Below are 26,823 nucleotides of genomic sequence, written 5' to 3' on the forward strand. Positions count from 1 at the left end.
GCTTCTCAATGTGTTTTGGTGACCTTGGCCAGATTCGGCGGCACGTCCGGGTTGAAGCCGCGCGCTCGCGCCAGCGCCTCGACCATCGGATAGAAGCTCTGCACGAGGGCGATGGGGTCGAGATCCTCGTTGCCCGTCGGGACGAGCGGCAGTTCGGCGCCGGGTGTGCCCAGCGGCGCGGCGAGCAGCACACGGCCACCGCGGCTGCGCATTTCTTCGGCAATCGCCAGCAGGCCGGCCTGCGCCGGGCCGCGCGGCGCGAACACCAGCAGCGGGTAGCCGTCGCGCACCAGCGCCATCGGGCCGTGCTTGACCTCTGCACCCGAGAACGCCTCGGCCTGGATGCCGCAGGTTTCCTTCAGCTTCAACGCCGCCTCCATCGCCACGGCCTGACCGGTGCCACGGCCCAGCACGAAGAGACGGTCGGCGTCCTGCAGCACCGGCAGCGCGGCGCTCCAGTCGAGCTGGCTCGCCTGCTCCAGCGCGATCGGCAGCACGTCCAGCGCGGCGCGCAGCGCATCGTCCTGCTGCCAGGCGGCGACGACGCGGGCGCCGGCCACCAACTGGGCGATGTAGCTCTTGGTCGCGGCCACGCTCTTCTCCGGGCCGGCATGCAGCTCGAATACATGCTCGGCCGCAGCCGCGAGCGGCGAGCCGCTGGCGTTGACGAAGGCCACGGTGCGCGCACCGCCTTCGCGGAAGAAGGTCGTTGGCGCGATCAGGTCCGGGCTCTGCCCCGACTGCGAGAACGCCAGCGACAGCAGGCCCTCGCAGTGGATGCGGCTCTGGTACAGCGTGATCAGCGACATGGGCAGCGACGTGACGAGGCGCCCCAGCCGCGCCATGACGAGATAGGCCAGGTAGTGGGCCGCATGGTCGGAGCTGCCGCGGGCAATCGTCAGCACGCTGGTGGGCGGCACCTCCTGCAAAGCCTGGCCCAGGCGGGCGTAACTGAGCGGGTCGGCCGCCAACTGGCGGGCCACCGCGTCCGGCGCGCTCAGCGCCTCTTCAAGCATCAACGACGACATCGATCTCTTCACCTTCCACAAACACCTGCCGCAGCGTCAGCCCGGCATCCATCACCACCACATCGGCCCAGGCCCCTTCGCTCAGGCGCCCGCGGTCAGGCAGGCCCAGGTAGTCCGCCGCCGCCGTGGACACGCGCCGCGACGCCTCCGGCAGCGACAGGCCCAGCACGTGCACGAGATTGCGCAGCGCCTGGTCCATCGTCAGTGCGCTGCCGGCCAGCGTGCCCGCATGGGGGCCATCCGCCAGGCGCACGCCGCCCAGGCACTTGTGCACCGTGTGCTCGCCCAGCCGGTACTCGCCATCGGGCATGCCGGCCGCGGCCGTCGAGTCGGTCACGCAGAACAGACCCGGGATGCAGCGCAGCGCCGCGCGGATCGCGCCGGGGTGCACGTGCAACAGGTCGGGAATCAGCTCGGCGTACTCGGCATGCGCCAGCGCCGCGCCCACCATGCCGGGCTCGCGGTGATGCAGCGCACTCATCGCGTTGAAGAGGTGGGTGAAACCGGACGCGCCGGCCTGCAGCGCGGCCACGCCGTCGGCGTAGCTGCCGTTGCTGTGGCCGATCTGCACGCGGATGCCGGCGTCGCGCAGCGGGCCGATCAGCGCGAGGTGGCCGGGCATCTCGGGCGCGAGCGTCAGCACCTTGATGGGCGCGAATTCGTTGAGCCGCTGCACCTCGGCCAGCGTTGCGGGGATGGCGTGCGCGGGCTGCGCGCCGAGACGCCCCGGGTTGATGTAGGGGCCTTCGAGGTGCACGCCCAGCACGCGCGCCGACTGCGCGCCCCGCTCTCGGCACACCGGACCCAGCGCCTTCAGCGCGGCCTCGATGTCGCGCAGTGGTGCCGTCATCGTCGTCGCCAGCAGGCTGGTGGTGCCGTGGCGGGCATGGCGGCGCGCGATGGTCGCGATGGCGTCGCCACCCTCCATCGTGTCGCGGCCGCCGCCGCCGTGCACATGGGTGTCGATGAAACCGGGCAGCAGCATGGCGCGGCCGTTCTCGCCGGCACGTGCGGGGTCGATGGGCGTGCCGCTGACATTGGCAATGCGCCCGCGCTCGATGTCCAGGCAGCCACTCACGACGCCTTGCGGCGTGAGGATGTCGCCTTCAAGTCGTCGTTTCATCAGTCCCTGCGCATCTCGGCAACGAAGTCGTAGTAGTCGCTGCGGCAGTAGGAATGCGTCAGCTCGACGGCCTGGCCGGAAGCCAGGTAGCCGACGCGTGTGATGAAGAGCACGGCGGCGCCCAACGCCACCTCCAGCAGGCCGGCGAGCTTGGCGTCCGCGTTCAGCGCGCGGATGTGCTGCAGCGCGCGCACGGGGGCGCGGTCGCCCAGGTGGGTGTAGAGCGACGCCTCGACCTTCTGCGGGTCGGGCAACACCGACTGCGGCAGCACGCTGACCTCGTAGGCCATGACGACCTGGTCCGCCAAACGCAGCCGCTCCAGCCGCGCGACGCGCTCGCCGCTCTTGAGCTCCAGCGACAGCTGCTCGTCGGGTGCGGCCGGCGTGAAGCCGCGCAGCAGCCAGCGCGAGCTGGGCACGAAGCCGCGCTGGTGCAGCTCTTCGGAGAAGCTGGTCAGGCGTGTCAGCGGCTGCTCCAGCTTGGGCGCGATGTAGTTGCCCGAGCCGCGCTTGCGAATGATGAGGCCCTGCTCCACCAGCCGGTCGATGGCCTTGCGCGCGGTCACGCGCGACAGCGCCAGTTGCTCGGCCAGCACACGCTCTGAAGGCAGCGCCTCGTCGGCATGGAAGATGCCGTCGCGGATGGCTTGCGCCAGGCTCTGCGCCAGTTGCATGTACAGCGGCGACGCCGCATTGGGATCCGGTTTGAAATCGAAAACAGCGCTCATGCGGGGTTCATGTCCTGTTGGATCAGCCAGAGCGCGCCGGTGGCGGCATCGCCCTGGGGTTCGACGCGGCGGGACTGCAAGGCCGGGCTGAGGCGGTTGCCCAGGCGCAGCGCGATGCTGCCCGCCAGCGCGAGCGGCAAGGTGGGGTGCAAGGCGGCCGCCAGCGCCTCCAGCGCGCGGGCGGCCTCGGCCAGCAGCGCGGCGGCGGCCGGATCATCGGCCTCGTGTTCGAACACCAGCGGCGCGAGGCTGGCGTAGCCGCCCTGGCCGGCCTGGGCGCAGAAACCCAGCAGCGCCTCGCGCGTCGTGCCGACCTGCTGCCAGACAGCCTGCACCAGCGCTCCGGCAGCGGCGCGGCTGTCGTAGGCGGCCTGCGCGAGCTTCATCGCCTGCTGGCCCAGCCAGGCGCCGCTGCCTTCGTCGCCGATCTGCCAGCCCCAGCCGCCCACCATGCGCCGGCTGCCGTCCGGCAGCAGTGCCTCGGCGACGGAGCCGGTGCCTGAGATGAGCAGCGCCCCGGGCTGCCCGCCATGGGCACCGAGCAAGGCGGCCAGACCGTCGGTGACGAGCGCGAACCGCGCCACGCCCGGATCGGCGGCGACAAAGGCCTTGAGTTGCGCGGGCACCCCGGTGCCGGACAAGCCCAGTCCCAGCGCACAATCCGCCAGCTCAAGGTCAGGCACACCGGCATCGGCAATGGCCTCGGCGATGTGGCGCCAGGCCTGCCCTGCCCCCTGGCCCAGCGCCGACGGGCCGGCCTCGCCGCGACCCAGCACGCGCCCCGCCGTGTCGGCCACGACGGCCCGGGTGCTGGTGCCACCGCCGTCGATGCCGATGCACCAGCGCGGGGGTCGACCGGAGTCGCGAGAAGTCAGCAGGGAGGGATCGAGAGCAGGTGGCATGGTCGACAGGGATGGTCGATACCACTCTAATACCAACAAACCAGTCCGTCAATTGGTTTTAAACTGGTCTACAGCCGCTGGTTGTAGGCTACGGGCCCGTTCAGCAAGGGCGTGGCGCGATCTCGCGATCGACAAGAATACCAGTGAGAAACCAACCTGAAACCGCTGCCGTGTTCACGCTTCAACCCGCTGCTTCCGACGCCCTGGCCGAGCTGCTGGCGCGCATCGCCCGCGTCTCACACCGCCATCCTGCCGCCGCCGACCGCCTGCTGGACACGGTCAGCAGCCACGCTTTTGCGGCCAGCGACACCGCGGCCGGGGTCGATGCGCTGTACGCCCGCTTCGGCCTGCTGGAGCCGCGCGGCCGGGCGCTGGAGCTGCTGCCGGCGCTGGAGCAGGCCGGCGCGCTGGCGGCGGCCGGCCACTTCCCGGTGCAGGCGGCGCGCGTGTGCGAAGCGTTGGGGCGCATCGCCTACCAGCAGGGCGAGTACCAACTCGCCAGCGAACAGTGGTCGCGCGCGCTGGACCTGGCCGAGGTCAGCGGCCACCAGCAGACCGGCGTGGCGGCGCGCATCGGCCTGGGCCAGATCCACTACGCGCAGGCCGACTGGGCGCGTGGCCTGCGCCAGATGCGCAACGCGGGCGAGCACCTGGCAGGCGCGGACGACAGCTACCTGGCCGCCAAGCTGGCGCTGAACATCGGCGTGGGCAGCTTCGAGACGGGCGACCTGCCCGCGGCCGAGCGCCACTTCAGCCACGGCCTGGCCGCGGCGCGGCGCGGCGGCCACCGCGTCTTCGAGGCCGAGGCGCACTGGCACCTGGCGCGCGCGGCGCTGGCCCGCCAGCGCATGGACTGGGCGGTGGCCGACTGCCGGCTGGCGCTGGACATCGCCGTGCGCCAGGGCTACCCCTGGCTGGAGGCCGCCGCCAGCCGCACCTGGACCGAGATCGCGCTGGCCCGGGGCGACACGGCCGCCGCCATCCGCTCCACACGCCACGGCCTGGCGCTGGCGCAGCGCATCCAGGCCCGTGCACAGGCGCGGCAGGCGCACCTGCAGCTCGCGCAGTTGCTGCAGACCGAGCACGACGCGGCCGGCGCGCTGGAGCACCTGTGGCAGCACCTGGCGCTGCAGTCCGAGATCGAGCGCCTCTCGCTGCCTGCCCGTGCGACGCTGGCGGCGCCCCCCGCCGACGAAGGCGGCGCCCCCGTGACGCCGGAAGAGCTGCTGCTGCACCTGTGCGGCCAGCGCCCGCGGCTGGCCGCCGCACCGCCGACCGAGGCGCTGGCGGAACTGAAGGCGGCCAGCGTGCGCATCCTGGGGTTGGCCCATGTCGTGCACTGGCAGGTCGGCACGCCGGGCGGGCTGAACGCCGCCGGCCAGCCGCGCTACCTCGACCTGCTGACCCGCCACGCCGCGCCCCTGGCGCTGCCGGACGCGGCGCTGCACCCCTGCCACGCGGAGCTGGCCGGCCTCAACGGCGCGGCCGAGGCGCGCATCGAGGTGCCGCTGTACGACGGCGCCCGGCTCGTCGGCGCGCTGTGGCTGGTCGACGCGCGGGCGACACGGGCATGGACGCGCCAGGAGCTGCTGATCGCCAGCCAGCTCGCGCTGCTCTTCGAAGCCCAGACCCGCTGATCACACCCCGCGCATGCGCCCCTCGCGCTGCGGCGCGTCGCGCACCAGTTCGCCGATCAGCGCGGCCTCGGGCAGCTGCGCCCAGTAGCGCACCGGCATCTCCCTCTTCATCGCCGCGACCTTCAGCCGCGCCGGATTGAAGATGCTGCGGTAGTAGGTCAGCCACAGGGCCTCGCCGGCATCCTCGGGCGGCGCGTCTTCCCGCCGCGCCGGGCCGGCCCCGGTCAGCCGCCGGCCGTCCCAGTGCAGGCAGCCGCGCGGCGTCAGGATGGCCCACGGGTGCTGCGCAAAGCGGCGCACGAAGAAGGGGGCCACCGCGCGCAGGATGTGGTGCGCGGGCTCGAACCAGGCGACGTGACGACGGCCCCGCGCGGCATGTTCGTCCACCACCTCGCGAAAGCGCACGAAGGCGTGCATCTTGTGGATCTCGCGGTCCACCTGCCGGGCCAGCGACTGCAGGCGGCGGCGGTCGGGGTCGAGCACGTCGGCCCACAGGCCCGGCTCGCGCTGCAGGCGGCGGGCGAAGGCGAGCAGGCGGGCGTAGCGCGCGTCGTCGGCATGCATGGCGACGCGCCGGCCGAGATCGTGCCAGCCCTCGGGCGGCCGCCAGGCTTGCACGTGGGACTGCGCAGGCGCGCCGAACAGCGCCGCCTGGGCGCCGACATCGCGCGTCCAGTCGGCGTCGCCCGCCAGCAGCGCCGGCAGCTGCGCGGCGAAACCGTCCCAGTCGGCAGGGAAGCGCAGCGGCAGCGTCATCAGAACAGCACGGCCTGCTGCGGCTGCGGCGCCGGCCGCGACAAGGCCATCACGTCGGCGGCACGAGGCCGGTGATCCACGGCGACGAGAAAGGGCAGCGCGCGCTTCACGGCCGGGCCCAGCGCCAGCAGGTCGGCCCGGCGCAGGCGGCGCAGCTGCCGCGCGGCCAGCAGCTTGTCCACCGAGCCCACGCCCAGGCCGGGCACGCGCAGCAACGCCTCGCGCGGCGCGCGGTCGACGTCGAGCGGAAACGTCGCCGGGTGGGCCAGCGCCCAGGCGAGCTTGGGGTCGTGGTGCAGCGACAGGAAGCCGGCGTCGGTGACGATCTCGTCGGCGTTGAAGCCGTAGAAGCGCATCAGCCAGTCGGCCTGGTACAGCCGGTGTTCGCGCATCAGCGGCGCGGCCTGCGGCGGCAACGCACGGCTGGCGTGCGGGATGGGGCTGTAGGCCGAGTAGTAGACGCGCCGCAGGCCCTGCCCGGTGTAGAGCCGGCTGGACAGCTGCAGCACGGCGCGGTCGTCCGAGGCATCGGCACCAACGATGAGCTGCGTGCTCTGCCCGGCGGGTGCGAACGCCGGTGGCTTGGCCGCACGCGCCGCGGCGCCGGGCAGGGCGCGCACGCCTTCAGCCTCGCGCTTCGCCTCCTTCGCGGCCTGCAGCCGCAGGTGGATGCGCGACATCGTGCGCTCGATGCCCACGGCATCCTTCTCAGGCGCCAGGGCCTTGAGGCTGGCCGCGCTGGGCAGCTCGACATTGATGGACAGCCGATCCGCATAGCGCCCGGCGCGCTCGACCAGTTCGGGCGACGCATCGGGAATGGTCTTGAGGTGGATGTAGCCCTTGAAGTGCTCCTGCTCGCGCAGCCGCCGGGCGACCTCGATGACCTGCTCCATCGTGTAGTCGGGCGTGCGGATGATGCCGCTGGACAGGAACAGGCCTTCGATGACGTTGCGCCGGTAGAAGGACAGCGTCAGCTGCACCACCTCGTCGATGCTGAAGCGTGCGCGACGCACGTCGCTGGACTTGCGGTTGATGCAGTACAGGCAGTCGTAGACGCACCAGTTGGTCAGCAGGATCTTCAGCAGCGACACGCAGCGGCCGTCCGGCGTGTAGGCGTGGCAGATGCCGGCGCCTGTCGTCGAGCCTATGCCCTGGCCGTCACGCGAATCGCGCCTGGCGCCGCCGCTGCTGGCGCAGGAGGCGTCGTACTTGGCGGCGTCCGCCAGCACGGCGAGCTTGTCCTGAACGTCCATTTCAATACTGTATATGCATACAGCCACTGCGTGGGAGTTGTATCCAGCGCCAAGTCCTACACCCGTGATCGAGGCGGCTTCCTAGAGTCTTCGCACCCAGCCAACGCCAGGAGCCTTCATGGCCAAGTCACCCCGCCCAGCCCCTTCTGCCCAAGCCCAGGTGGGCACCGGCGGCGAACCTCACCACACCGCCGGCGGCAGCCACCCGCCGCTGACGACCAACCAGGGCATCCCCGTGCCCAACAACCAGACTTCGCTGAAGGCGGGCGCGCGCGGGCCCGCGCTGCTGGAAGACTTCATCCTGCGCGAGAAGATCACGCACTTCGACCACGAGCGCATCCCCGAGCGCATCGTGCATGCGCGCGGTTCGGCGGCGCATGGTGTGTTCGAGTTGCACACGTCGCTGGCCAAGTACACCACCGCCAAGGTGCTGACCGAGGTGGGCGTGAAGACGCCTGTGTTCACGCGCTTCTCGACCGTCGCCGGCGGCGCGGGCTCGGTGGACACGCCGCGCGACGTGCGCGGCTTCGCCGTCAAGCTCTACACGACCGAGGGCAACTGGGACCTGGTGGGCAACAACATCCCGGTGTTCTTCATCCAGGACGCGATGAAGTTCCCCGACCTCATCCACGCCGTGAAGATGGAACCCGACCGCGGCTTCCCGCAGGCGGCCAGCGCGCATGACACGTTCTGGGACTTCATCTCGCTGATGCCCGAGAGCCTGCACATGGTCATGTGGGCCATGAGCGACCGCACGCTGCCGCGCTCGCTGCGCTTCATCGAGGGCTTCGGCATCCACAGCTTCCGGCTGCTGGACGCCAAGGGCAAGAGCACCTTCTGCAAGTTCCACTGGCGCCCGGTGCTGGGCCTGCAGAGCACGCTGTGGGACGAAGCCGTGCAACTGGCCGGCGCCGACCCCGACGCGCACCGGCGCGACCTGTGGACGGCCATCGACGACGGCCGCTTTCCCGCGTGGGACCTGGCCGTGCAGCTCTTTACCGAAGCGCAGGCCGCCGAGTTCCCGTTCGACCACCTGGACCCGACCAAGCTCATCCCCGAAGAACTGGTGCCGCTGCAGGTGATCGGCCGCATGACGCTGAACCGCAACCCGGCCAACCACTTCGCCGAGAACGAGCAGGTCGCCTTCTGCCCGGCCAACCTGCCGCCGGGCATCGACTTCTCCAACGACCCGCTGCTGCAGGGGCGGCTGTTCAGCTACCTGGACACGCAGCTGTCGCGCCTGGGCACGCCCAACTTCGACCAGTTGCCCATCAACGCGCCCAAGTGCCCCTTCCACACGCAGACGCGCGACGGCCACATGCAGACGCGCGTGCCCACCGGCCGCGTGGCCTACGAGCCCAGCAGCCTGCAGGCCGATGCGCCGTATGAGGCGCCGCGCGGCTTCCAAAGCTTTGCCGCGCCCGGCGAGCCGGACCCGAAGGGACGCATCCGCCCGGAGAGCTTTGCGGATCACTACAGCCAGGCGCGCATGTTCTTGCGCAGCCAGAACGTGCTGGAGCAGGCGCACATCGCGTCGGCCCTCGTGTTCGAGCTGAGCAAGGTGGAGACGCTAGCCGTGCGCGAGCGCATGGTGGGCCACCTGCGCGTCATCGAGGCCAGCCTGGCCCAGCGCGTCGCTGCGGGCCTCGGCATGGCGACCCTGCCGCCCGCCGCGAAACCCGCCGCGCCCGTGCAGGACCTGCCGCCCTCGCCCGCCTTGAGCATCATCGACAAGAGCCCGCCGTCGCTGCAGGACCGCTGCGTGGCCATCGTCTACAGCGACGACTCCGACGCCAAGCGCATCGCGGCCGTCGAGAAGGCGCTGCGCAAGGCCGGCGCCAAGGTGCAGAAGCTGGCACCCCGCATCGGCGGCGCCAAGCTCAATGACGGCACGCATCTGCCCGCCGACGCCCGCCTGGCCGGCAGCCCCGCCGCGGCCTTCGACGCGGTCGCGCTGGTGCTGTCGTCCGCTAGCGCGCAGCAGCTCGCGCAGGACGACACCGCCGCCACCTTCGTGCGCCAGGCCTACGGCCATCTCAAGGCCATCGGCCACGACGAAGGCGGCAAGATGCTGATCGAAGCGCTGCATCTCGTCGCCGACGACGGCATCTGCGCGCTGGACGGCAAGGCCATCGTCTTCGTCGAAGCGGCCGCGACACGGCAGTGGGACCGCGAGGAGCGCGTGCACCCGCTGCCGTGAGGCACTGAACCCCGCCGCGTCATCGGCATTTCACGCCGTGCCGCCACAGTGCGGCGCTCGTGCATGCCACCTCCACCGACGCCCCGCCCCTCGCTGCTGCGCGGCCCACGCTGCCGCGTGGCTTCGGCTTGGTCATCGGTGCGCAGTTCGCGTCCGCGCTGGCCGACAACGCGCTGCTGATCGTCGCCATCGCGCTGCTGAGCAGCCAAGGCTTCGCGCCGTGGTGGGCGCCGCTGCTGAAGGTCGGCTTCATGGCGGCCTATGTGCTGCTCGCGCCCTGGGTGGGGCCGCTGGCCGATGCGTTCGCCAAGGGCCGCGTGATGGCGGCGATGAACGTGGTGAAGATGCTGGGCCTGGTGCTGCTGGCGCTGGGCCTGAACCCCGTCGCCGCGCTGGCCGTCGTGGGCCTGGGCGCGGCGGCGTATGCGCCGGCCAAGTACGGCCTCATCACCGAGATGGCCGCGCCCGAGGCGTTGGTGAAGGCCAACGGCTGGATCGAGATCAGCGTCGTGTCCGCCGCGCTGCTGGGTGCCGTGCTGGGCGGCGCGCTGGTGAGCCCGCAGTGGCTGGCGTCGGACCTGGCGTTCGCGTTCGACGGCTGGGACTTGCCCGCCGACAAGCTGACGGGCTCGCTCGCGGCCCTGCTGCTCATCTACGCGTTGAGCAGCCTGCTGAATGCGGGCATCCGCGACAACGGCCGGCGCCAGCGCAGCGCGGCACACGACCCTGCCACGCTGCTGCGCGAATTCCGCGCCGCCAACCGGCTGCTGTGGCGCGACCGCGAGGGCGGCCTGTCGCTGGCCGCGACGACGCTGTTCTGGGGCGTGGGCGCCACGCTGCAGTTCGCCGTGCTGCGCTGGGCGGGCGTCGCGCTGGCACTGCCGCTGAGCCAGGCAGCCTACCTGCAGGCGGCGGTGGCCGTGGGCGTCATCGGCGGCGCGGCGGCGGCTGGCAGGTGGCTGGCGCTGCACCAGGCGCGGCACGGGCTGTGGGCCGGCGTTGCGCTGGGGCTACTGATGCCGGTGGTGGCGCAGGTCAGCGACGTGGCGACCGCGGCTGTCGTGCTGGCTCTGGTGGGCGCGGTGGGTGGCGCGATGGTGGTGCCGCTGAATGCCTTGCTTCAGCACCGCGGCGCGACGCTGCTGAGTGCCGGGCGGTCGATTGCGGTGCAGGGGTTCAACGAGAACCTGAGCGTGCTGGTGATGCTGGCGGCGTATGCCGGGTGCGAGGCGGCGGGGGTGGCGATTGGGGTGACGCTCAGCGGCTTGGGGCTGCTGGTGGCTTCGGCGATTGCGGTGCTGATCGGGCTGGATGCCAGGCAACGCAGCGGTTGATGGCGAGAGTGGTGCCGGGAATTTGCCCCGGCACGGGCCTCACGACCTCAAGCCACGGCCCGCAGTCCAGCCAGCAGCAACGGCGGTTCGACACGCGCGATCGCTCCTTCCAGCACCGACTCGAACCGCGCCGTGATGTCGCCCCAATCGAGCCGCCGCGCCGTTGTGCGCGCAGCCTCGGCCACAGCGCGCCGCGCGCCCGCATCCAGCGCCGCCACGCGTGTCGCCGCCACGAAATCCGCCTCCCGGCCCGCCCCCGCCAGCCAGCCATTCACGCCACTGTGGATCAGCTCCCCCGCCGCCGCGCTATCGAACGCGACAACGGCGCAGCCGCTGGCCATGGCCTCGGTCGTCACGTTGCCGAAGGTCTCCGTCAGGCTGGCGAACAGGAACAGGTCCAGCCCCGCGTAATGCGCGGCCAGGTCGTCGCCGCTGCGCTGCCCGGCGAACACCGCATCGGGCACGCGCGCTGCGAGTTCTGCGCGCATCGGCCCGTCGCCGACGAACACCAGCCGCGCCCGCGGCTGCACGGCCTTCACGGCGTCAAACGCGGCGAGCACGACGCCCAGGTTCTTCTCCGGCGCGAGACGCCCCACGTAGCCCATGACCAGATCGTCCGGCCCCGCACCCCAGCTCTCACGCATCGCGGCGCTGCGGCGCACCGGGTCGAAGCGCTGTGCATCCACGCCGCGGCCCACCACGCTCAGCCGCTCGAAGCCGCGATCCGCCAGTTGCACGCGCATGGCTTCGGTCGGCACCATGGTCGCGTCGCAGCGGTTATGGAACTTGCGCAGATAGCCCATGATGGGCTTGGAGAGCAGGCCCAGCCGGTAGTGCTTGCCGTAGGCGTGGAAGTTGGTGCGGTAGTCCGACGTGACGGGCAGCGCCAGGTGCTGCGCGGCCTGCAGCGCCGACCAGCCCAGCGGCCCTTCCGTCGCGATGTGCACGACGTCCGGGCGCTTCAGCGACCACAGCTTGACCAGCGCGCGCTTGCTGGGCACGCCCATGCGCAGGTTGGGGTACAGCGGCACCGGCAGGCCCTTGGTCAGCACCTCGTCGATGGCCGGGTTGCCGCTCGGCGCGGAGGTCAGCCTGGCCGGCTGGCGCGGGCGGATGAGCTGCACGTCGTGGTTGCGGCGGTTCAACCCGTCCACCACACGCGCCATCGACATCGCGACGCCGTTGACTTCGGGCGGATAGGTCTCCGTCACCACCGCGAGCCGGCGCGAGTGGCGCGGCGCGGGCAGGTCGTCAACCAGGATGTCGTCGGCGTCGGTGGAGGTCGTCATGGCGCGAGATGGTCACGGCCGCATGCAACAGCACGATGACAACCGGACCGTCACGTGGATTTCACGCAGCCGGCCCACCATCCGCCCCGCTTGCCACCCACAGACGAGGACGGGACGTGAACGAGTTCTTTCAAACCCTGAAGACCCAGCGCTGGGACGACCACCGCTACTACCACCACAGCCGCATCAACCAGAGCCTGCACCTCATCAGCGCGCTGAGCTTCCTGGTGTCGTACGGCCTGGTGTTCGTGAACCCGGCCTGGGCGGCGCTGCTGGCCTGGTGCGTGTCGATGACGACGCGCCAGGCGGGCCACTTCTTCTTCGAGCCGCGCGGCTATGACCACGTCAACCAGGCCACCGACGAGTACAAGGAAGAGATCAAGATCGGCTACAACATCCGCCGCAAGATCGTGCTGATGGCGGTCTGGGTGGCACTGCCGGCCGTGCTGTGGCTGGCGCCTTCGCTGGGCGGCCTGATCGAGCCGGCCGTGGGGCTCAAGGGCTATGTCGAGGACGTGGGCATGGCCTGGTTCTGCCTGGGCGTGACGGGCCTGGTGTTCCGTGTCGTGCAGTTGTGGATCACGCAGAACCTGATGCAAGGCCTGGCCTGGGGCTTCAAGATCATCACGGACCCCTTCCACGACGTGCTGCTGTACTGGAAGTCGCCCTTCTACCTGCTGCGCGGGCAGTTGATCGACCCCATGGAGCACGTCGGCCACGGCCAGGCGCACTGAGCCGATGGACGAGACCCTCACCCTGTCGGCGCTGGCGCTGGGCGTGTTCGCGCTGCTGCCGGCGGCCAAGCGGCGCATCGAGCTGTCGCGCGCCAAGCATCGGTCGCTGGCCGGCCACTCGCGCATGGCCAAGCGGCTGGCGCGCTGGGTGCCGGGCTACGCCTATGACGAGGCGCAGTTCTTCAACGCGGATGGCGCGCCGGCCGACGTCGCCGCGCAGCGCCGCGCCGCATTGCGGCGGCTGGGCGCGGAGTTCGACACGCGTTTTGCGAAGACGCTGGCCGCCACCGAAGCAGCGCGCGACACCATCTCCGACCTCAAGTTCACCGGCCGCTACCGCGTGCCCTTCCAGTTCAGCCCTGTGCTGCGCGAGCACCTGAAGGTCGGCGCCTTTCTGCAGCACAGTGATGGCGTGCAGGTCGAGGACTTGGACGGCAACCGGTTTCACGACCTGACCGGCTCCTATGGCGTCAACGTGCTGGGCTATGACGCGTACAAGGAATGCATCGACGAGGCCGTCGCCACGGCGCGCGAACTGGGTCCTGTGCTCGGCGCGTACCACCCCTGCGTGCTAGACGTGCTCACCCGTCTGAAGGCCGTGTCCGGTCATGACGAGGTGAGCTTCCACATGAGCGGCACCGAAGCCGTCATGCAGGCCGTCCGGCTGGCGCGTTATCACACGAAGAAGAAGCGCCTGGTGCGCTTTGCCGGCGCGTATCACGGCTGGTGGGAAGACGTGCAGCCGGGGCCCGGCAACCCGCTGCCGCCGCGCGAGACCTTCACGCTGCAGGACATGGCCGAGCGCTCGCTGAAGGTGCTGGCCACGCGGCGCGACATCGCCTGCGTGCTGGTGAACCCGCTGCAGGCGCTGCACCCCAACGTCAACGCGCCCGGCGACTCGGCGCTCATCGACGGCAGCCGCCGCGCCCGCTACGACCGCGAGGCCTACACCGCGTGGCTGAAGCAACTGCGCGAGGTCTGCACCGCGCGCGGCATCGTGTTGATCTTCGACGAGGTGTTCGTGGGCTTTCGCCTCGCACCAGGTGGCGCGCAGCAGTATTTCGGCGTGAAGGCGGACCTCGTCACCTACGGCAAGACGCTGGGCGGCGGGCTGCCGGTGGGCGTCGTCTGCGGCAGCCGCACGTTGATGCAGCGCTACCGCGAGGACCGGCCGGCGGACATCTGCTTTGCGCGCGGCACGTTCAACGCGCATCCGTATGTCGTCGCCGCGATGGCCGCCTTCCTGAGGCGCATCGAGCGTCCCGAGGTTCGCGCGCTGTACGACGGCCTCGACGAACGTTGGAACGCACGCTGCGCCCAGTTCAATGCCCGCCTGGCAGCAGCCGGTGCGCCGGTGCGCATGGCCAACCTGTCGACGATCTGGACAGTGATGTACGAGCAGCCCGGCCGCTACCACTGGATGCTGCAGTTCTACCTGCGCAAGCACGGCCTGGCGTTGAGCTGGGTGGGGACGGGCCGGCTGATCTTCAGCCTGAACTATGGCGACGCCGAGTTCGCCCAGGTGACGGACCGGTTCATCGCCGCCTGCGATGAGATGCGCGCCGATGGCTGGTGGTGGACGGCGCCGGAGCTGACGGCCAAGGCCATTCGGCGCAGCGTGTTCCGCGAGATGCTGGCCCGGAAGTTCTGAGCGATGACGAACCAAGACTCCTCGCCCGCGCTGGATGGCGGGACGGACGGCCGTGCCCTGCCGCGCCCCGGCTGGTTCAAGCGCCTGGTGGCGCAGGAAGACCTGAACTTCCTGCTGACCAACCGCGTGCCGCGCATCGCACTCACCAAGCTGATGGGCCGCTTCTCGCGCATCGAAAGCCCGCTGCTGACGAAGCTGACGATTGCCGTGTGGCGCTGGTTCATTCCGCTGGATCTGAGCGAAGCTCAGCACACCCGCTTCCGCTCGCTGAAGGACTGCTTCACCCGCGAGCTCAAGCCGGGCTCGCGAGTGTTCGATGGGCGGCCAGACATCTTCGCGAGCCCCAGCGACGCCATCATCGGCGCGACCGGCATCGTCGAGCAGGGCCAGGTCTACCAGGCCAAGGGCTTTCCGTACGCGACCGACGAGCTGTTCGGCCCGACGCAAGATGCGAGCGTGTTCGAGGGCGGGCGCTTCATCACGCTGCGGCTCACGTCGGCGATGTACCACCGCTTCCACGCGCCGGCCGACGGCACGGTGGAGCACGTGACCTATCTCAGCGGCGACACCTGGAACGTGAACCCCGTCGCGCTCAAGCGCGTGGAGCGGCTGTTCTGTCGCAACGAGCGGGCCGTCGTGCGCATAACGCTGGCCAGCGGCCACGCCATCGCGCTGGTGCCCGTGGCGGCCATCCTGGTTGCCAGCATCCGCCTGCATTTCCTCGATGTGCTGCTGCACCTGGGCCGCAAGGGCGCCAACGAGATGCCGTGCAACGCGCCATACGTGAAAGGCCAGGAGATGGGCTGGTTCGAGCACGGCTCGACCATCATCGTCTTCGTGCCACCCGGCTTCGAGCTGGCCGAAGGCATCGCGTCCGGCGTGCAGATCCGTGCGGGTCAGGCCTTGCTCAAGCTGAGCTGACCGTCTCGGGCGACGCGGCCTTTGCGGCCGCAGGCACCGGCAATGCCATGGGCTGCGGCCTGGCCTTTGCTGCGGGCAGCATGCCTGGCAGGGCGGCTTCGTCGCCACGGTCGATGATCTCCAGCCGGCCATCGAAGTGCTCGACGAGCGCCGTCAGGCTCTCCACCCAGTCGCCATCGTTGCAATACAGGATGCCGTCGATCTCGCGGATTTCGGCATGATGGATATGGCCGCAGACCACACCATGCGCACCGCGCTTCCTCGCCTCGCGCGCCACCGCATTCTCGAACTCGTTGATGTAGCTGACCGCGCGCTTGACCTTGTGCTTCAGGTAGCGCGACAGGCTCCAGTACGGCAGGCCGCACTTGGCACGGATGCGGTTGAACCAGCGGTTGGCCTTGAGCGTGAATTCGTAGGCCAGGTCGCCGGCGATGGCCAGCCAGCGCGCGCACTGGATGACGCCGTCGTACAGGTCGCCATGCGTGACCCACAGTCGCTTGCCGTCAGCCGTCACGTGCATGGCCTCTTCCATCACGTCCACGCCGCCGAAGTTGTGCGTCAGGTACTTGCGCGCGAACTCGTCGTGGTTGCCCGGGATGAAGATCACGCGCGTGCCCTTGCGCGCCTTGCGCAGCAGCTTCTGCACGACGTCGTTGTGCGCCTGCGGCCAGTACCAGGAGCGGCGCAGCTGCCAGCCGTCAATGATGTCGCCGACGAGGTAGAGCGTCTCGCACTCCACATCTCGTAGGAAGTCGAGCAGGGCTTTGGCCTGGCAACCGGGCGTGCCCAGATGCAGGTCCGAAATCCAGACGGTGCGCACCGACAGCGTGGGCGTGTCGGCGGCGGTGGCCGACGCGGAGGCGACGGCGGTGCTGGCTGCAGCGTTGGGGTGTTGCGTCGTCGGCATGTCGGGCATGCTGCCCGCGCGCCATGACGCAACGGTGAACGTGTGGTTCACATCGCACCACTGGTCGGCTGCTGAAGTGGCTGTGGAGCGCGACGCGCGGTTGGTACGCCAAGCGCTTTGGCATATTTGCACCGTCTGCGGTTACGCCTGCCTCCCCACGAGTGCGCAGTTCGATACCGGACCGCATATGCGTTCAGAGGTGATCTTGATGGCAGATCGACACCGGCCGTGACTCTCCGGAGTTTCGGTGGCGCGCAATTGACGTCGCGCAAAGCAAAACGCCCAATCTCTTTCGAGATTGGGCGCTGGGCTTCAATAAATAGCCTGACGATGACCTACTTTCACACGGGAATCCGCACTATCATCGGCGCTGACTCGTTTCACTGTCCTGTTCGGGATGGGAAGGAGTGGGACCAAGTCGCTATGGTCGTCAGACTTGACTGGTTGGCTTGTTGACGAGGTCAACAAACCCAATTCGTAGAGTCAGCAGAACTTGGTTTTACCCAATCTGCACACTGCAGGTCAATCATACCTGCAGCGGAATCAGCTTATTTGATTGCGTCTTCGTCACTTCGAAGAACGACATAACTTGAACACCCACCTTGACTTGCTGCGTTCACTTGATGTGACTCACAGCTGTCAAAGTTATAGGGTCAAGCCTCACGGGCAATTAGTACTGGTTAGCTTAACGCATTACTGCGCTTCCACACCCAGCCTATCAACGTCCTGGTCTCGAACGACCCTTCAGGGGGCTCTAGGCCCCGGCAAGACTCATCTTGAGACGAGTTTCCCGCTTAGATGCTTTCAGCGGTTATCTCTTCCGCACTTAGCTACTCGGCAATGCCACTGGCGTGACAACCGATACACCAGAGGTGCGTCCACTCCGGTCCTCTCGTACTAGGAGCAGGCTCTCTCAATCTTGCAGCGCCCACGGAAGATAGGGACCAAACTGTCTCACGACGTTTTAAACCCAGCTCACGTACCTCTTTAAATGGCGAACAGCCATACCCTTGGGACCGGCTACAGCCCCAGGATGAGATGAGCCGACATCGAGGTGCCAAACACCGCCGTCGATATGAACTCTTGGGCGGTATCAGCCTGTTATCCCCAGAGTACCTTTTATCCGTTGAGCGATGGCCCTTCCATACAGAACCACCGGATCACTTTGTCCTACTTTCGTACCTGCTCGACTTGTCAGTCTCGCAGTCAAGCACGCTTATGCCAATGCACTATCGTCACGATTTCCGACCGTAACTAGCGTACCTTCGAACTCCTCCGTTACACTTTGGGAGGAGACCGCCCCAGTCAAACTGCCCACCATACACTGTCCCCGACCCGGATAACGGGCCAAGGTTAGAACCTCAAACACACCAGGGTGGTATTTCAACGTTGGCTCCATAAGATCTAGCGACCTTACTTCAAAGCCTCCCACCTATCCTACACAGATCTGTTCAAAGTCCAATGTAAAGCTACAGTAAAGGTTCATGGGGTCTTTCCGTCTTTCCGCGGGGAGATTGCATCATCACAAACATTTCAACTTCGCTGAGTCTCTGGAGGAGACAGTGTGGCCATCATTACTCCATTCGTGCAGGTCGGAACTTACCCGACAAGGAATTTCGCTACCTTAGGACCGTTATAGTTACGGCCGCCGTTTACTGGGACTTCAGTCAAGAGCTTGCACCCCATCATTTAATCTTCCAGCACCGGGCAGGAGTCACACCCTATACGTCGACTTTCGTCTTTGCAGAGTGCTGTGTTTTTAATAAACAGTTGCAGCCACCGATTCTCTGCGGCCTCATTCGGCTCACCAAGTCAATGGATCACCTAATAAAGGCACACCTTCTTCCGAAGTTACGGTGTCAATTTGCCGAGTTCCTTCTCCAGAGTTCTCTCAAGCGCCTTAGAATACTCATCTCGCGCACCAGTGTCGGTTTGCGGTACGGTCGTCAATAGCTGAAGCTTAGTGGCTTTTCTTGGAAGCAGGGTATCACTCACTTCGTCTGCAAGCAGACTCGTTATCACGCCTCATCTAATCCCCCCGGATTTGCCTAAGGGGCACGACTACACGCTTGAACCAACATATCCAACAGTTGGCTGAGCTAACCTTCTCCGTCCCCACATCGCACTATTGATCGGTACAGGAATATTGACCTGTTTCCCATCAGCTACGCATCTCTGCCTCGCCTTAGGGGCCGACTCACCCTACGCCGATGAACGTTGCGTAGGAAACCTTGCGCTTTCGGCGAGGGGGCTTTTCACCCCCTTTAACGCTACTCATGTCAGCATTCGCACTTCTGATACCTCCAGCAGGCTTCACAACCCACCTTCACAGGCTTACAGAACGCTCTCCTACCACGCGCAATAAATTGCACATCCGCAGCTTCGGTAACTGGCTTAGCCCCGTTACATCTTCCGCGCAGGACGACTCGATCAGTGAGCTATTACGCTTTCTTTAAATGATGGCTGCTTCTAAGCCAACATCCTGACTGTTTTAGCCTTCCCACTTCGTTTCCCACTTAGCCAATTTTAGGGACCTTAGCTGGCGGTCTGGGTTGTTTCCCTCTTGAGTCCGGACGTTAGCACCCGGTGCTCTGTCTCCCAAGCTGTACTCATCGGTATTCGGAGTTTGCCAAGGTTTGGTAAGTCGCCATGACCCCCTAGCCTAAACAGTGCTCTACCCCCGATGGTAATACTTGAGGCACTACCTAAATAGTTTTCGGAGAGAACCAGCTATTTCCAAGTTTGTTTAGCCTTTCACCCCTATCCACAGCTCATCCGCTAATTTTGCAACATTAGTCGGTTCGGACCTCCAGCACCTGTTACGGTACCTTCATCCTGGCCATGGATAGATCACTTGGTTTCGGGTCTACACCCAGCGACTATTCGCCCTATTCGGACTCGATTTCTCTACGGCTTCCCTATTCGGTTAACCTCGCCACTGAATGTAAGTCGCTGACCCATTATACAAAAGGTACGCAGTCACCCTTGCGGGCTCCTACTTTTTGTATGCATGCGGTTTCAGGATCTATTTCACTCCCCTCCCGGGGTTCTTTTCGCCTTTCCCTCACGGTACTTGTTCACTATCGGTCGATTACGAGTATTTAGCCTTGGAGGATGGTCCCCCCATATTCAGACAGGATTTCACGTGTCCCGCCCTACTCTATTCGCGCCTAGTTCCACACCTTGCATTTCTCATACGGGGCTATCACCCGCTGTGGCCGGACTTTCCATTCCGTTCTGATATACATGATGCTAAAACGCGAGGGCTACTCCGATTTCGCTCGCCACTACTTTCGGAATCTCGGTTGATGTCTTTTCCTCGAGCTACTGAGATGTTTCAGTTCACCCGGTTCGCCACAATGACCTATGTATTCAGTCAGAGTTACTCCTTGCGGAGTGGGTTTCCCCATTCGGAAATCTCCGGATCAAAGCTAATTTGCCAGCTCCCCGAAGCTTATCGCAGGCTATCACGTCCTTCGTCGCCTGTAATCGCCAAGGCATCCACCACATGCACTTAGTCACTTGACCCTATAACTTTGACACCGCTGACCGCAGTGTCGTCAAGGACTCAATTCAGATCCGCAGATCCAAACTGTTTTTGAGTATTCACGCGTTACGCCGTTCTTCATACCTAAACAATTTCTTGCTCAGTTGAAGTTCTATGTTGACGCAATCAAAATGCTACTAGCGGCACGGTGCTTCGAACCCTTTACGATTCGTCGCTTTCCGCTAGCAGCGCTGATTCGACTCTACAAATTGTTAAAGAACAACAGCCGATCTTTGCAGATCAAGAGCTGGTAAACCTCAGCAAACATTCCTATTCGCTAAGGTTTACCAACTTGAATGAGTGAAACTGGTGGAGGATGACGGGATCGAACCGACGACCCCCTGCTTGCAAAGCAGGTGCTCTCCCAGCTGAGCTAATCCCCCGGGGTACCTTCAAATCGCTTTGAAGCCGTGGTGGGTCTGGCTGGATTCGAACCAGCGACCCCCGCCTTATCAAGACGGTGCTCTAACCGACTGAGCTACAGACCCACGCGAACCGTGCGCATGAACTCTGTTTATCGTCAGCCTGTCGAGGCCAGCTCAACAGGCTCACGCAATTTCACTCACTGTTGTATGACAGCCGATAAGTGTGGGCGCTTAAAGCAAAGTGCTTGAGCTTTCGCTCTTAGCGATCTCGCTCTGCCTGTCCCGAAGAACAAACGAGGCTCGATCTATCTAGAAAGGAGGTGATCCAGCCGCACCTTCCGATACGGCTACCTTGTTACGACTTCACCCCAGTCACGAACCCTGCCGTGGTAATCGCCCTCCTTGCGGTTAGGCTAACTACTTCTGGCAGAACCCGCTCCCATGGTGTGACGGGCGGTGTGTACAAGACCCGGGAACGTATTCACCGCGGCAAGCTGATCCGCGATTACTAGCGATTCCGACTTCACGCAGTCGAGTTGCAGACTACGATCCGGACTACGACCGGGTTTCTGGGATTAGCTCCCCCTCGCGGGTTGGCAGCCCTCTGTCCCGGCCATTGTATGACGTGTGTAGCCCTACCCATAAGGGCCATGATGACCTGACGTCATCCCCACCTTCCTCCGGTTTGTCACCGGCAGTCTCATTAGAGTGCCCTTTCGTAGCAACTAATGACAAGGGTTGCGCTCGTTGCGGGACTTAACCCAACATCTCACGACACGAGCTGACGACGGCCATGCAGCACCTGTGTTCTGGCTCTCTTTCGAGCACTCCCAAATCTCTTCAGGATTCCAGACATGTCAAGGGTAGGTAAGGTTTTTCGCGTTGCATCGAATTAAACCACATCATCCACCGCTTGTGCGGGTCCCCGTCAATTCCTTTGAGTTTCAACCTTGCGGCCGTACTCCCCAGGCGGTCAACTTCACGCGTTAGCTTCGTTACTGAGAAGAAACCCTCCCAACAACCAGTTGACATCGTTTAGGGCGTGGACTACCAGGGTATCTAATCCTGTTTGCTCCCCACGCTTTCGTGCATGAGCGTCAGTACAGGTCCAGGGGATTGCCTTCGCCATCGGTGTTCCTCCGCATATCTACGCATTTCACTGCTACACGCGGAATTCCATCCCCCTCTACCGTACTCTAGCTATGCAGTCACAAATGCAGTTCCCAGGTTGAGCCCGGGGATTTCACATCTGTCTTGCATAACCGCCTGCGCACGCTTTACGCCCAGTAATTCCGATTAACGCTTGCACCCTACGTATTACCGCGGCTGCTGGCACGTAGTTAGCCGGTGCTTATTCTTCAGGTACCGTCATTAGCTCTCTGTATTAGAAAAAGCCGTTTCTTCCCTGACAAAAGCGGTTTACAACCCGAAGGCCTTCTTCCCGCACGCGGCATGGCTGGATCAGACTTGCGTCCATTGTCCAAAATTCCCCACTGCTGCCTCCCGTAGGAGTCTGGGCCGTGTCTCAGTCCCAGTGTGGCTGGTCGTCCTCTCAGACCAGCTACAGATCGTAGGCTTGGTAGGCCTTTACCCCACCAACTACCTAATCTGATATCGGCCGCTCCAATCGCGCGAGGTCTTGCGATCCCCCGCTTTCACCCTCAGGTCGTATGCGGTATTAGCTGCTCTTTCGAGCAGTTATCCCCCACGACTGGGCACGTTCCGATATATTACTCACCCGTTCGCCACTCGTCAGCTTAACCTGTTACCGTTCGACTTGCATGTGTAAGGCATGCCGCCAGCGTTCAATCTGAGCCAGGATCAAACTCTACAGTTCGATCTTGAATTTACTCAACGGAATCGACTTAAACCATTTGCATAGTTCAAATCTAATTTCCGTGAGCGTTTAAAGTCCGAAGGACCGTCATCAGTCACCTGACAACATCACTTCACTTCAAACGCCCACGCTTATCGGCTGTGAATTATTAAAGAGCATCGCAAACTGAGCTTTAACTCATTTCGCGTCGCTGACGTTTCGCTGATTTCTCAGTTTGCTTCGTCAGCAGCAAAGAAGCGAGATTCTAATCTGCTTTTTGCTTCGTCGTCAAGTATTTTGAAATTTTATTTTCGAGATACTCAACAACTTGCTTTCCCTACCACTCCGGCTCGCTTGATTTCGTTTCCGATTTCAGCGCTTCGTCAGCAGCAAAGAGGCGAGATTTTGATCTGCTTTCGCAGTGCCGTCAAGTACTTTTCAAAATTTCTTTCGAAGCACTCAACGAACTCTCCAGCTCGCCCTCAAGCCTTTCGGCCCGCTTCACCAACCCCTTCCGCCGCTAGCTGCCGTTCCCGACAAGCGCTGCGTTGTGATCAGCGAAGCCCACGACTGTAGCACAAGGTTTTTCAGCAGCGCAAGAAACCACGCCATTTTTTGCAATGCGCCCGCACCGGGCGGCTCAGTACTACGAGCCGATCCTCTATATCTACAGGGGGCGAGTTCCGCTGACTCGCGCAGGTCGCGATCCAACCGCCGTCAGTGAACGAGTGATCCAGACCTTGCTGACGCCAGCTCCTTCTCAGCGACCGCCTGCGGATCCTCACTCTCCAGCACGCGCGGCAACGCGGCAGCCAGCCTTTGGGAGTCGGCGCGCAGGATGCGTTGCTTCACCGCTGGAATCTGCGATGGATGCATGGAGAAGCTGCGCAGCCCCATCGCCAGCAGCAACTCCGTGAAATCGGGGTCGCCTGCCATCTCGCCGCAGACGCTGACCGATTTGCCTGCCGCGCGCGACTGCGCGATCGATTGGTGGATCAGTTGCAGCACCGCCGGATGCCAGGGGTCGTACAGATGGGCGACGGCCTCGTCGGCACGGTCGATGGCCAGCGTGTACTGGATCAGATCATTGGTGCCAATGGACACGAAGTCTACGTGCCGCAGCAGCAGCGGCAGCATCACCGCTGCCGCAGGGATCTCAATCATCACGCCCAGCTCGACGCGCGTGAACGCATGGCCCGCATCCGTCAATTGCTGCTGCACCCGGCGCACGGTCTCGACAATCTGCCGGACCTCGCCCAGATGCGCCACCATGGGAACCAGCAGCCGGACCTTGCCGAACGCGCTGGCGCGGTAGATGGCCCGCAGCTGCTGGCGGAACATGCTGGGCTCCGCCAGGCTCCAGCGGATCGCCCGCAGCCCCATGGCCGGGTTGAGCACATGCTCATGCCGGAGCTCGTTCACGGTGAGTCGGTCCAGCGGCTTGTCGGCGCCCACGTCCACCGTGCGTATCGTCACCGGCATGCCCTTCATGGCCTCAACCGCCGCCTTGTAGGCGATGAACTGCTCCTCTTCGCTGGGCAGTTCGCCCTCGCGGTTCATGAACAGGAACTCGCTGCGGAACAGGCCGACCCCGGTTGCCCCGGCCAGCACGGCGGCCTCGGCATCGACGGGCATCTCGATGTTGGCATGCAGCTCGACCTGCTCGCCATCCAGCGTGACGGCCGGTGTATGCCGCAAACGTGCCAGCCGCGCACGCTCCAGTTCGCTCTGGCGCTGACGGAAGCGGTACTCCTCCAGGATGATGGGCGACGGGTTCACGATCACGGTGCCGGCATCGCCATCAATGATGACCCAGTCGTCCTGCATGATGAGGCGCGAGGCTTCACGGGTGCCCACCACGGCCGGGATGTCCAGGCTGCGCGCGACGATGGCGGTGTGCGAGGTCTTGCCGCCGATGTCGGTGATGAAGCCGCGGAAGACACTGCGCTTGAACTGGATCATGTCGGCGGGCGCGATGTCCGCAGCCACCAGCAGCAGCGGGTCCTCGCCGCCGAAGTCCCGCGGCGTCACCGGCTTGGGCGCCTTGCCCTGCTCTTGAGCCAGCGCACCCAGCACCCGTTCGACCACCTGCTCCAGGTCCGCCTTGCGCTCGCGCAGGTAGTCGTCCTCCATCTCGTCGAACTGGCGCGCCAGCACTTCGAGCTGAGCCGACAGCGCCCACTCGGCGTTGTAGTGGCGCTGGATGATCCAGTGGCTGGCGCCGCCGGTGAAGGCCTCGTCGTTCAACAGCATCATGTGGACGTCGAGCAGCGCGGCGAGTTCGTGCGGCGCGTCGCCCGGGAGTTCCTGCTTCAGCGTGTCCAGCTCCTGCACGACGGCATCGCGCCCACGCAGCAGGCGCTCAATCTCGGCCTGGATCTCTTCCGGCGCGACGAAGTAATGCGCCACGTCGACGCGGCTGGACGCCACCAGCACCGCGCGGCCGATGGCAACGCCGCGCGAGACCGCAATGCCGAACACCTGAAAGCTCATCAGCTCACCCCACAGATCGGAGGCTCAATGTAGCGCGTTGCGCTGGCCCTGGCGTCACGGTTCTTTCATGACGGCTTCACCGCAGCGTCAAACCGGACCAGGAGCATGCAGGGCATGAACCCTGGTCATCGAATCCTCTCGCATGCGGTGTCGCATGCCCCCGTGCTGCAGCGCGCCGAGCGCCCTGCATCGTCCGCCACCCGCCTCAGCGTGAGCTGGGCCCGCAGCGACGCCGACGTGCGCGAGGCCCAGGCGCTGCGCTACCAGGTCTTCGCCGTCGAGATGGGTGCGCGCCTGGCCATGCCCAATGGTGCACCGGCGGGGCTGGATATCGATCTCTTCGACGCCTATTGCGAGCACCTGCTGGTGCGCGCCAGCGGCGCCGACGGCGAACCCGGTCCCGTCGTTGGCACCTACCGCGTGCTGACGCCGGCGGCGGCCATTCGCGCCGGTGGGCTCTACAGCGACACCGAGTTCGACCTGACCCGGCTGCGCTCGCTGCGCCCGCGCCTCGTCGAGATCGGCCGCGCCTGCGTGCATCCCGACCATCGCAGCGGTGGCGCCATCCTTGCGCTGTGGGGTGCGCTGGCGGAGTTCATGACACGCAACGGGCTGGACACCGTCATCGGCTGCGCCAGCGTCAGCATGCGCGACGGCGGCCACTTCGCGGCCAGCCTGTGGAAGCAGATCGCCGCCACGCACCTCGCCCCCATCGACCGCCAGGTGCGCCCGCGCCTGCCGCTGCCCATCGCCCATCTGCGCCAGGACCTGGCCGTCGAGCCGCCGGCATTGATCCGCGGCTACCTGCGCTGCGGTGCCAGGCTGATGGGTGAGCCCGCGTGGGACCCCGACTTCAACACCGCCGACCTGCCGCTGCTGCTGCGCACGGCCGACCTGCCGGCGCGCTTTCGCCGCCCGGCAGGCTGAGACAGCGGCTACTGGCCCTCGCCGAACTTGTCGTTGACGAGCGCGGTGATCTGATCCTGCGCCGCCTGCTCGTCGTCGCCGTCCGTCTCCAGCTCCACCGTCGAGCCCATGCCGGCGGCAAGCATCATGACGCCCATGATGCTCTTGGCGTTCACGCGCCGACCGTTGCGGCTCATGTGGATCTCGCACTTGAAACTGCCGGCCAGCTTGGTGAGTTTGGCGGACGCGCGAGCGTGCAGACCCAGCTTGTTGCTGATGGTGAGGGTGGATTTGATCATTCGTCCGGGGGCAAGGGAGGCGTGGCGACGATGCCGCTGACCGCGCCCTGCACGGCGCGCCGGGCCAGCTCGGTCAAGGGTTTCTGGCTGGCGTAGCAGAGCGTGCGCCAGAGCATGGGCACGCTCACACCGCTGAGCACCTGCACCCGCTCGCCGGCCAGGCGCAGCGCGCCGTTGCAGGGCGTCGCGCCGAACACGTCGGTCAGCACCAGCCAGTCCTGGCCGTCGACCGCCATCAGCGCGCGCGCCGCCGTCTCGACGTCGGCCGCGCACATGTCCGTCGTCACGTCCAGCACGGTCAGCGTCGGCGCGCAGTCCGGAAACGTGTGCTCCGCCACCTGGCGCAGCGCGGAAGCCAGCGGCGCGTGAGCGATGACGAGCAGATGGGGCATGGCCGGGATGTTACCGGGCGGCTTCGGCGGCGGCACCGACACGCAGTCCGCCCAGGAAGCTCTCCCACGCGGCCGCGTTGTCAGGGTCCGCGGTCATGACGGCCTGGTAGACCCGCCCGCCATAGGCGAAAACGGCCACCCGCGTCACGCCGCCCGCACCTGCCAGCCGGTATTGCAGTGCCTCGGCCATGGGCGTCATGCCCGGCACCCGCACCACTGCGGCCGCCGGCAGCGGCTGGCCGACCTTGGCCGCCAGCGCCTGCGGCATGGCCTTCAGGGCGGCACCGGCCTGCGGCGCGTCGGGCACGTCGGCCCAGGACAACGCAAATCGCAACGCGCCCGCCTCGCATTGCGCCAGGCCCATCGCCCCTTCGCCAGCCCGCGCCGCGCGCTGGTCCACGTCGGGCTTGCAAGGAAACAGCGCCGCAGCACCGGCGCCGGGCGGACGGGCCTCGCGCCAATTCAGCGCAGGCTGGCAGCCCGACAGCATCAGCATTAGGGCAAATCCGGCGGTCAGTCTCGGGTGCATGGCTGAATTATCG

General features: G+C 65.9%; 19 protein-coding genes, 2 tRNA genes and 3 rRNA genes. 7 read left to right on the plus strand and 17 right to left on the minus strand.

The window, feature by feature from the left end; translation table 11 throughout:
- Positions 1 to 5 precede the first annotated feature (5 nt).
- The 4 genes from ACO07H_RS00385 to ACO07H_RS00400 are packed head-to-tail and all read right to left on the minus strand — an operon-like array spanning position 6 to position 3,781.
- Complete coding sequence (locus ACO07H_RS00385) at positions 6 to 1,028, minus strand: SIS domain-containing protein (RefSeq protein ID WP_422009959.1); 1,023 nt, start codon at positions 1,026 to 1,028, stop codon at positions 6 to 8.
- Positions 1,009 to 2,151, minus strand: coding sequence for an N-acetylglucosamine-6-phosphate deacetylase (gene nagA / locus ACO07H_RS00390; RefSeq protein WP_422009961.1), 1,143 nt, complete (start codon positions 2,149 to 2,151; stop codon positions 1,009 to 1,011). The genes ACO07H_RS00385 and nagA overlap by 20 nt, the downstream gene beginning before the upstream one ends.
- Complete coding sequence (locus tag ACO07H_RS00395) at positions 2,151 to 2,879, minus strand: GntR family transcriptional regulator (RefSeq protein WP_422009963.1); 729 nt, start codon at positions 2,877 to 2,879, stop codon at positions 2,151 to 2,153. Before ACO07H_RS00395 ends, nagA begins: the two co-directional genes overlap by 1 nt.
- Positions 2,876 to 3,781 (minus strand): BadF/BadG/BcrA/BcrD ATPase family protein, encoded by a 906-nt coding sequence (locus ACO07H_RS00400; RefSeq protein ID WP_422009965.1) that lies wholly within the window; start codon positions 3,779 to 3,781, stop codon positions 2,876 to 2,878. Before ACO07H_RS00400 ends, ACO07H_RS00395 begins: the two co-directional genes overlap by 4 nt.
- A gap of 170 nt (positions 3,782 to 3,951) precedes the next feature.
- Between ACO07H_RS00400 and ACO07H_RS00405 the strand changes: the two genes are divergently transcribed.
- Positions 3,952 to 5,418 carry a GAF domain-containing protein gene (locus tag ACO07H_RS00405; RefSeq protein WP_422009967.1) on the plus strand — a complete coding sequence of 489 codons (1,467 nt, stop codon included), beginning with the start codon at positions 3,952 to 3,954 and terminating at the stop codon, positions 5,416 to 5,418.
- Here ACO07H_RS00405 and ACO07H_RS00410 read toward each other — a convergent pair whose 3' ends face one another.
- Positions 5,419 to 6,174: a TIGR03915 family putative DNA repair protein gene (locus ACO07H_RS00410; RefSeq protein WP_422009969.1), complete on the minus strand. Its 756-nt coding sequence runs from the start codon at positions 6,172 to 6,174 to the stop codon at positions 5,419 to 5,421.
- Positions 6,174 to 7,427: a putative DNA modification/repair radical SAM protein gene (locus tag ACO07H_RS00415; RefSeq protein ID WP_422009971.1), complete on the minus strand. Its 1,254-nt coding sequence runs from the start codon at positions 7,425 to 7,427 to the stop codon at positions 6,174 to 6,176. The genes ACO07H_RS00410 and ACO07H_RS00415 overlap by 1 nt, the downstream gene beginning before the upstream one ends.
- A gap of 118 nt (positions 7,428 to 7,545) precedes the next feature.
- Between ACO07H_RS00415 and ACO07H_RS00420 the strand changes: the two genes are divergently transcribed.
- Together ACO07H_RS00420 and lplT are read left to right on the plus strand one after the other, a co-directional pair.
- Complete coding sequence (locus ACO07H_RS00420) at positions 7,546 to 9,627, plus strand: catalase (RefSeq protein ID WP_422009972.1); 2,082 nt, start codon at positions 7,546 to 7,548, stop codon at positions 9,625 to 9,627.
- A gap of 59 nt (positions 9,628 to 9,686) precedes the next feature.
- Positions 9,687 to 10,961, plus strand: coding sequence for a lysophospholipid transporter LplT (gene lplT, locus ACO07H_RS00425; RefSeq protein ID WP_422009975.1), 1,275 nt, complete (start codon positions 9,687 to 9,689; stop codon positions 10,959 to 10,961).
- A gap of 47 nt (positions 10,962 to 11,008) precedes the next feature.
- Here lplT and ACO07H_RS00430 read toward each other — a convergent pair whose 3' ends face one another.
- Entirely contained in the window at positions 11,009 to 12,250 is a 1,242-nt protein-coding gene (locus tag ACO07H_RS00430) for a glycosyltransferase family 4 protein (protein WP_422009977.1), read from the minus strand.
- A 116-nt stretch (positions 12,251 to 12,366) separates the two neighbouring features.
- On the opposite strand from ACO07H_RS00430, the gene ACO07H_RS00435 reads away from it, so the two are divergent.
- From ACO07H_RS00435 to asd, 3 genes are read left to right on the plus strand one after another with little or no spacing between them, the layout of a single operon-like run.
- Positions 12,367 to 12,984 carry a hypothetical protein gene (locus ACO07H_RS00435; RefSeq protein WP_422009979.1) on the plus strand — a complete coding sequence of 206 codons (618 nt, stop codon included), beginning with the start codon at positions 12,367 to 12,369 and terminating at the stop codon, positions 12,982 to 12,984.
- 4 nt (positions 12,985 to 12,988) lie between these two features.
- The gene (locus ACO07H_RS00440; protein WP_422009981.1) at positions 12,989 to 14,635 is read left to right on the plus strand and encodes an aminotransferase class III-fold pyridoxal phosphate-dependent enzyme; all 1,647 of its coding nucleotides are present in this window, start codon (positions 12,989 to 12,991) and stop codon (positions 14,633 to 14,635) included.
- Positions 14,636 to 14,638: 3 nt separating this feature from the next.
- Positions 14,639 to 15,556 carry an archaetidylserine decarboxylase gene (asd, locus tag ACO07H_RS00445; protein WP_422009983.1) on the plus strand — a complete coding sequence of 306 codons (918 nt, stop codon included), beginning with the start codon at positions 14,639 to 14,641 and terminating at the stop codon, positions 15,554 to 15,556.
- On the opposite strand, the gene ACO07H_RS00450 is transcribed toward asd, so the two are convergent.
- The 7 genes from ACO07H_RS00450 to ptsP all read right to left on the minus strand — a co-directional run bounded on the left by ACO07H_RS00450 (position 15,543) and on the right by ptsP (position 24,684).
- Positions 15,543 to 16,472: a UDP-2,3-diacylglucosamine diphosphatase gene (locus ACO07H_RS00450; RefSeq protein ID WP_422009985.1), complete on the minus strand. Its 930-nt coding sequence runs from the start codon at positions 16,470 to 16,472 to the stop codon at positions 15,543 to 15,545. The two genes, asd and ACO07H_RS00450, sit on opposite strands and share 14 nt — an antisense overlap.
- 313 nt (positions 16,473 to 16,785) lie before the next feature.
- Positions 16,786 to 16,898, minus strand: a 5S ribosomal RNA gene (gene rrf / locus ACO07H_RS00455).
- 214 nt (positions 16,899 to 17,112) lie between these two features.
- A 23S ribosomal RNA gene (locus ACO07H_RS00460) occupies positions 17,113 to 19,991 on the minus strand.
- 326 nt (positions 19,992 to 20,317) lie between these two features.
- Positions 20,318 to 20,393 (minus strand) — tRNA-Ala (locus ACO07H_RS00465).
- Between the two features lie 28 nt (positions 20,394 to 20,421).
- Positions 20,422 to 20,498, minus strand: a tRNA-Ile gene (locus ACO07H_RS00470).
- Between the two features lie 190 nt (positions 20,499 to 20,688).
- Positions 20,689 to 22,212, minus strand: a 16S ribosomal RNA gene (locus ACO07H_RS00475).
- The 16S, 23S and 5S rRNA genes sit together here with 2 tRNA genes alongside, the layout of an rRNA operon.
- 696 nt (positions 22,213 to 22,908) lie before the next feature.
- Positions 22,909 to 24,684, minus strand: a complete 1,776-nt coding sequence (gene ptsP, locus ACO07H_RS00480; RefSeq protein ID WP_422009987.1) for a phosphoenolpyruvate--protein phosphotransferase — start codon at positions 24,682 to 24,684, stop codon at positions 22,909 to 22,911.
- A 114-nt stretch (positions 24,685 to 24,798) separates the two neighbouring features.
- Between ptsP and ACO07H_RS00485 the strand changes: the two genes are divergently transcribed.
- Positions 24,799 to 25,611, plus strand: a complete 813-nt coding sequence (locus tag ACO07H_RS00485) for a GNAT family N-acetyltransferase (RefSeq protein ID WP_422009991.1) — start codon at positions 24,799 to 24,801, stop codon at positions 25,609 to 25,611.
- Positions 25,612 to 25,619: 8 nt separating this feature from the next.
- Here the strand turns inward: ACO07H_RS00485 and ACO07H_RS00490 are convergent, their stop codons facing one another.
- The 3 genes from ACO07H_RS00490 to ACO07H_RS00500 are packed head-to-tail and all read right to left on the minus strand — an operon-like array spanning position 25,620 to position 26,810.
- Positions 25,620 to 25,889 (minus strand): HPr family phosphocarrier protein, encoded by a 270-nt coding sequence (locus tag ACO07H_RS00490; protein WP_422009993.1) that lies wholly within the window; start codon positions 25,887 to 25,889, stop codon positions 25,620 to 25,622.
- The gene (locus ACO07H_RS00495; protein WP_422009995.1) at positions 25,886 to 26,281 is read right to left on the minus strand and encodes a PTS sugar transporter subunit IIA; all 396 of its coding nucleotides are present in this window, start codon (positions 26,279 to 26,281) and stop codon (positions 25,886 to 25,888) included. The genes ACO07H_RS00490 and ACO07H_RS00495 overlap by 4 nt, the downstream gene beginning before the upstream one ends.
- A gap of 10 nt (positions 26,282 to 26,291) precedes the next feature.
- Positions 26,292 to 26,810, minus strand: coding sequence for a hypothetical protein (locus ACO07H_RS00500; RefSeq protein WP_422009997.1), 519 nt, complete (start codon positions 26,808 to 26,810; stop codon positions 26,292 to 26,294).
- Between the last annotated feature and the right edge of the window lie 13 nt (positions 26,811 to 26,823).

The sequence above is a fragment of the Roseateles sp. genome, from assembly GCF_965229315.1.
Taxonomy (GTDB): Bacteria; Pseudomonadota; Gammaproteobacteria; order Burkholderiales; family Burkholderiaceae_C; genus Pelomonas.

What these genes read in the sequence shown, in the direction of transcription:
- ACO07H_RS00500 (WP_422009997.1), bottom strand. Translation starts at nt 26,810, where the DNA reads ATGCACCCGAGACTGACCGCCGGATTTGCCCTAATGCTGATGCTGTCG.
- ACO07H_RS00495 (WP_422009995.1), bottom strand. Translation starts at nt 26,281, where the DNA reads ATGCCCCATCTGCTCGTCATCGCTCACGCGCCGCTGGCTTCCGCGCTG.
- ACO07H_RS00440 (WP_422009981.1), top strand. Translation starts at nt 12,989, where the DNA reads ATGGACGAGACCCTCACCCTGTCGGCGCTGGCGCTGGGCGTGTTCGCG.
- ACO07H_RS00395 (WP_422009963.1), bottom strand. Translation starts at nt 2,879, where the DNA reads ATGAGCGCTGTTTTCGATTTCAAACCGGATCCCAATGCGGCGTCGCCG.
- ACO07H_RS00385 (WP_422009959.1), bottom strand. Translation starts at nt 1,028, where the DNA reads ATGTCGTCGTTGATGCTTGAAGAGGCGCTGAGCGCGCCGGACGCGGTG.
- ptsP (WP_422009987.1), bottom strand. Translation starts at nt 24,684, where the DNA reads ATGAGCTTTCAGGTGTTCGGCATTGCGGTCTCGCGCGGCGTTGCCATC.
- ACO07H_RS00400 (WP_422009965.1), bottom strand. Translation starts at nt 3,781, where the DNA reads ATGCCACCTGCTCTCGATCCCTCCCTGCTGACTTCTCGCGACTCCGGT.
- asd (WP_422009983.1), top strand. Translation starts at nt 14,639, where the DNA reads ATGACGAACCAAGACTCCTCGCCCGCGCTGGATGGCGGGACGGACGGC.
- ACO07H_RS00490 (WP_422009993.1), bottom strand. Translation starts at nt 25,889, where the DNA reads ATGATCAAATCCACCCTCACCATCAGCAACAAGCTGGGTCTGCACGCT.
- ACO07H_RS00415 (WP_422009971.1), bottom strand. Translation starts at nt 7,427, where the DNA reads ATGGACGTTCAGGACAAGCTCGCCGTGCTGGCGGACGCCGCCAAGTAC.
- ACO07H_RS00420 (WP_422009972.1), top strand. Translation starts at nt 7,546, where the DNA reads ATGGCCAAGTCACCCCGCCCAGCCCCTTCTGCCCAAGCCCAGGTGGGC.
- ACO07H_RS00450 (WP_422009985.1), bottom strand. Translation starts at nt 16,472, where the DNA reads ATGCCCGACATGCCGACGACGCAACACCCCAACGCTGCAGCCAGCACC.
- ACO07H_RS00485 (WP_422009991.1), top strand. Translation starts at nt 24,799, where the DNA reads ATGAACCCTGGTCATCGAATCCTCTCGCATGCGGTGTCGCATGCCCCC.
- ACO07H_RS00410 (WP_422009969.1), bottom strand. Translation starts at nt 6,174, where the DNA reads ATGACGCTGCCGCTGCGCTTCCCTGCCGACTGGGACGGTTTCGCCGCG.
- ACO07H_RS00430 (WP_422009977.1), bottom strand. Translation starts at nt 12,250, where the DNA reads ATGACGACCTCCACCGACGCCGACGACATCCTGGTTGACGACCTGCCC.
- nagA (WP_422009961.1), bottom strand. Translation starts at nt 2,151, where the DNA reads ATGAAACGACGACTTGAAGGCGACATCCTCACGCCGCAAGGCGTCGTG.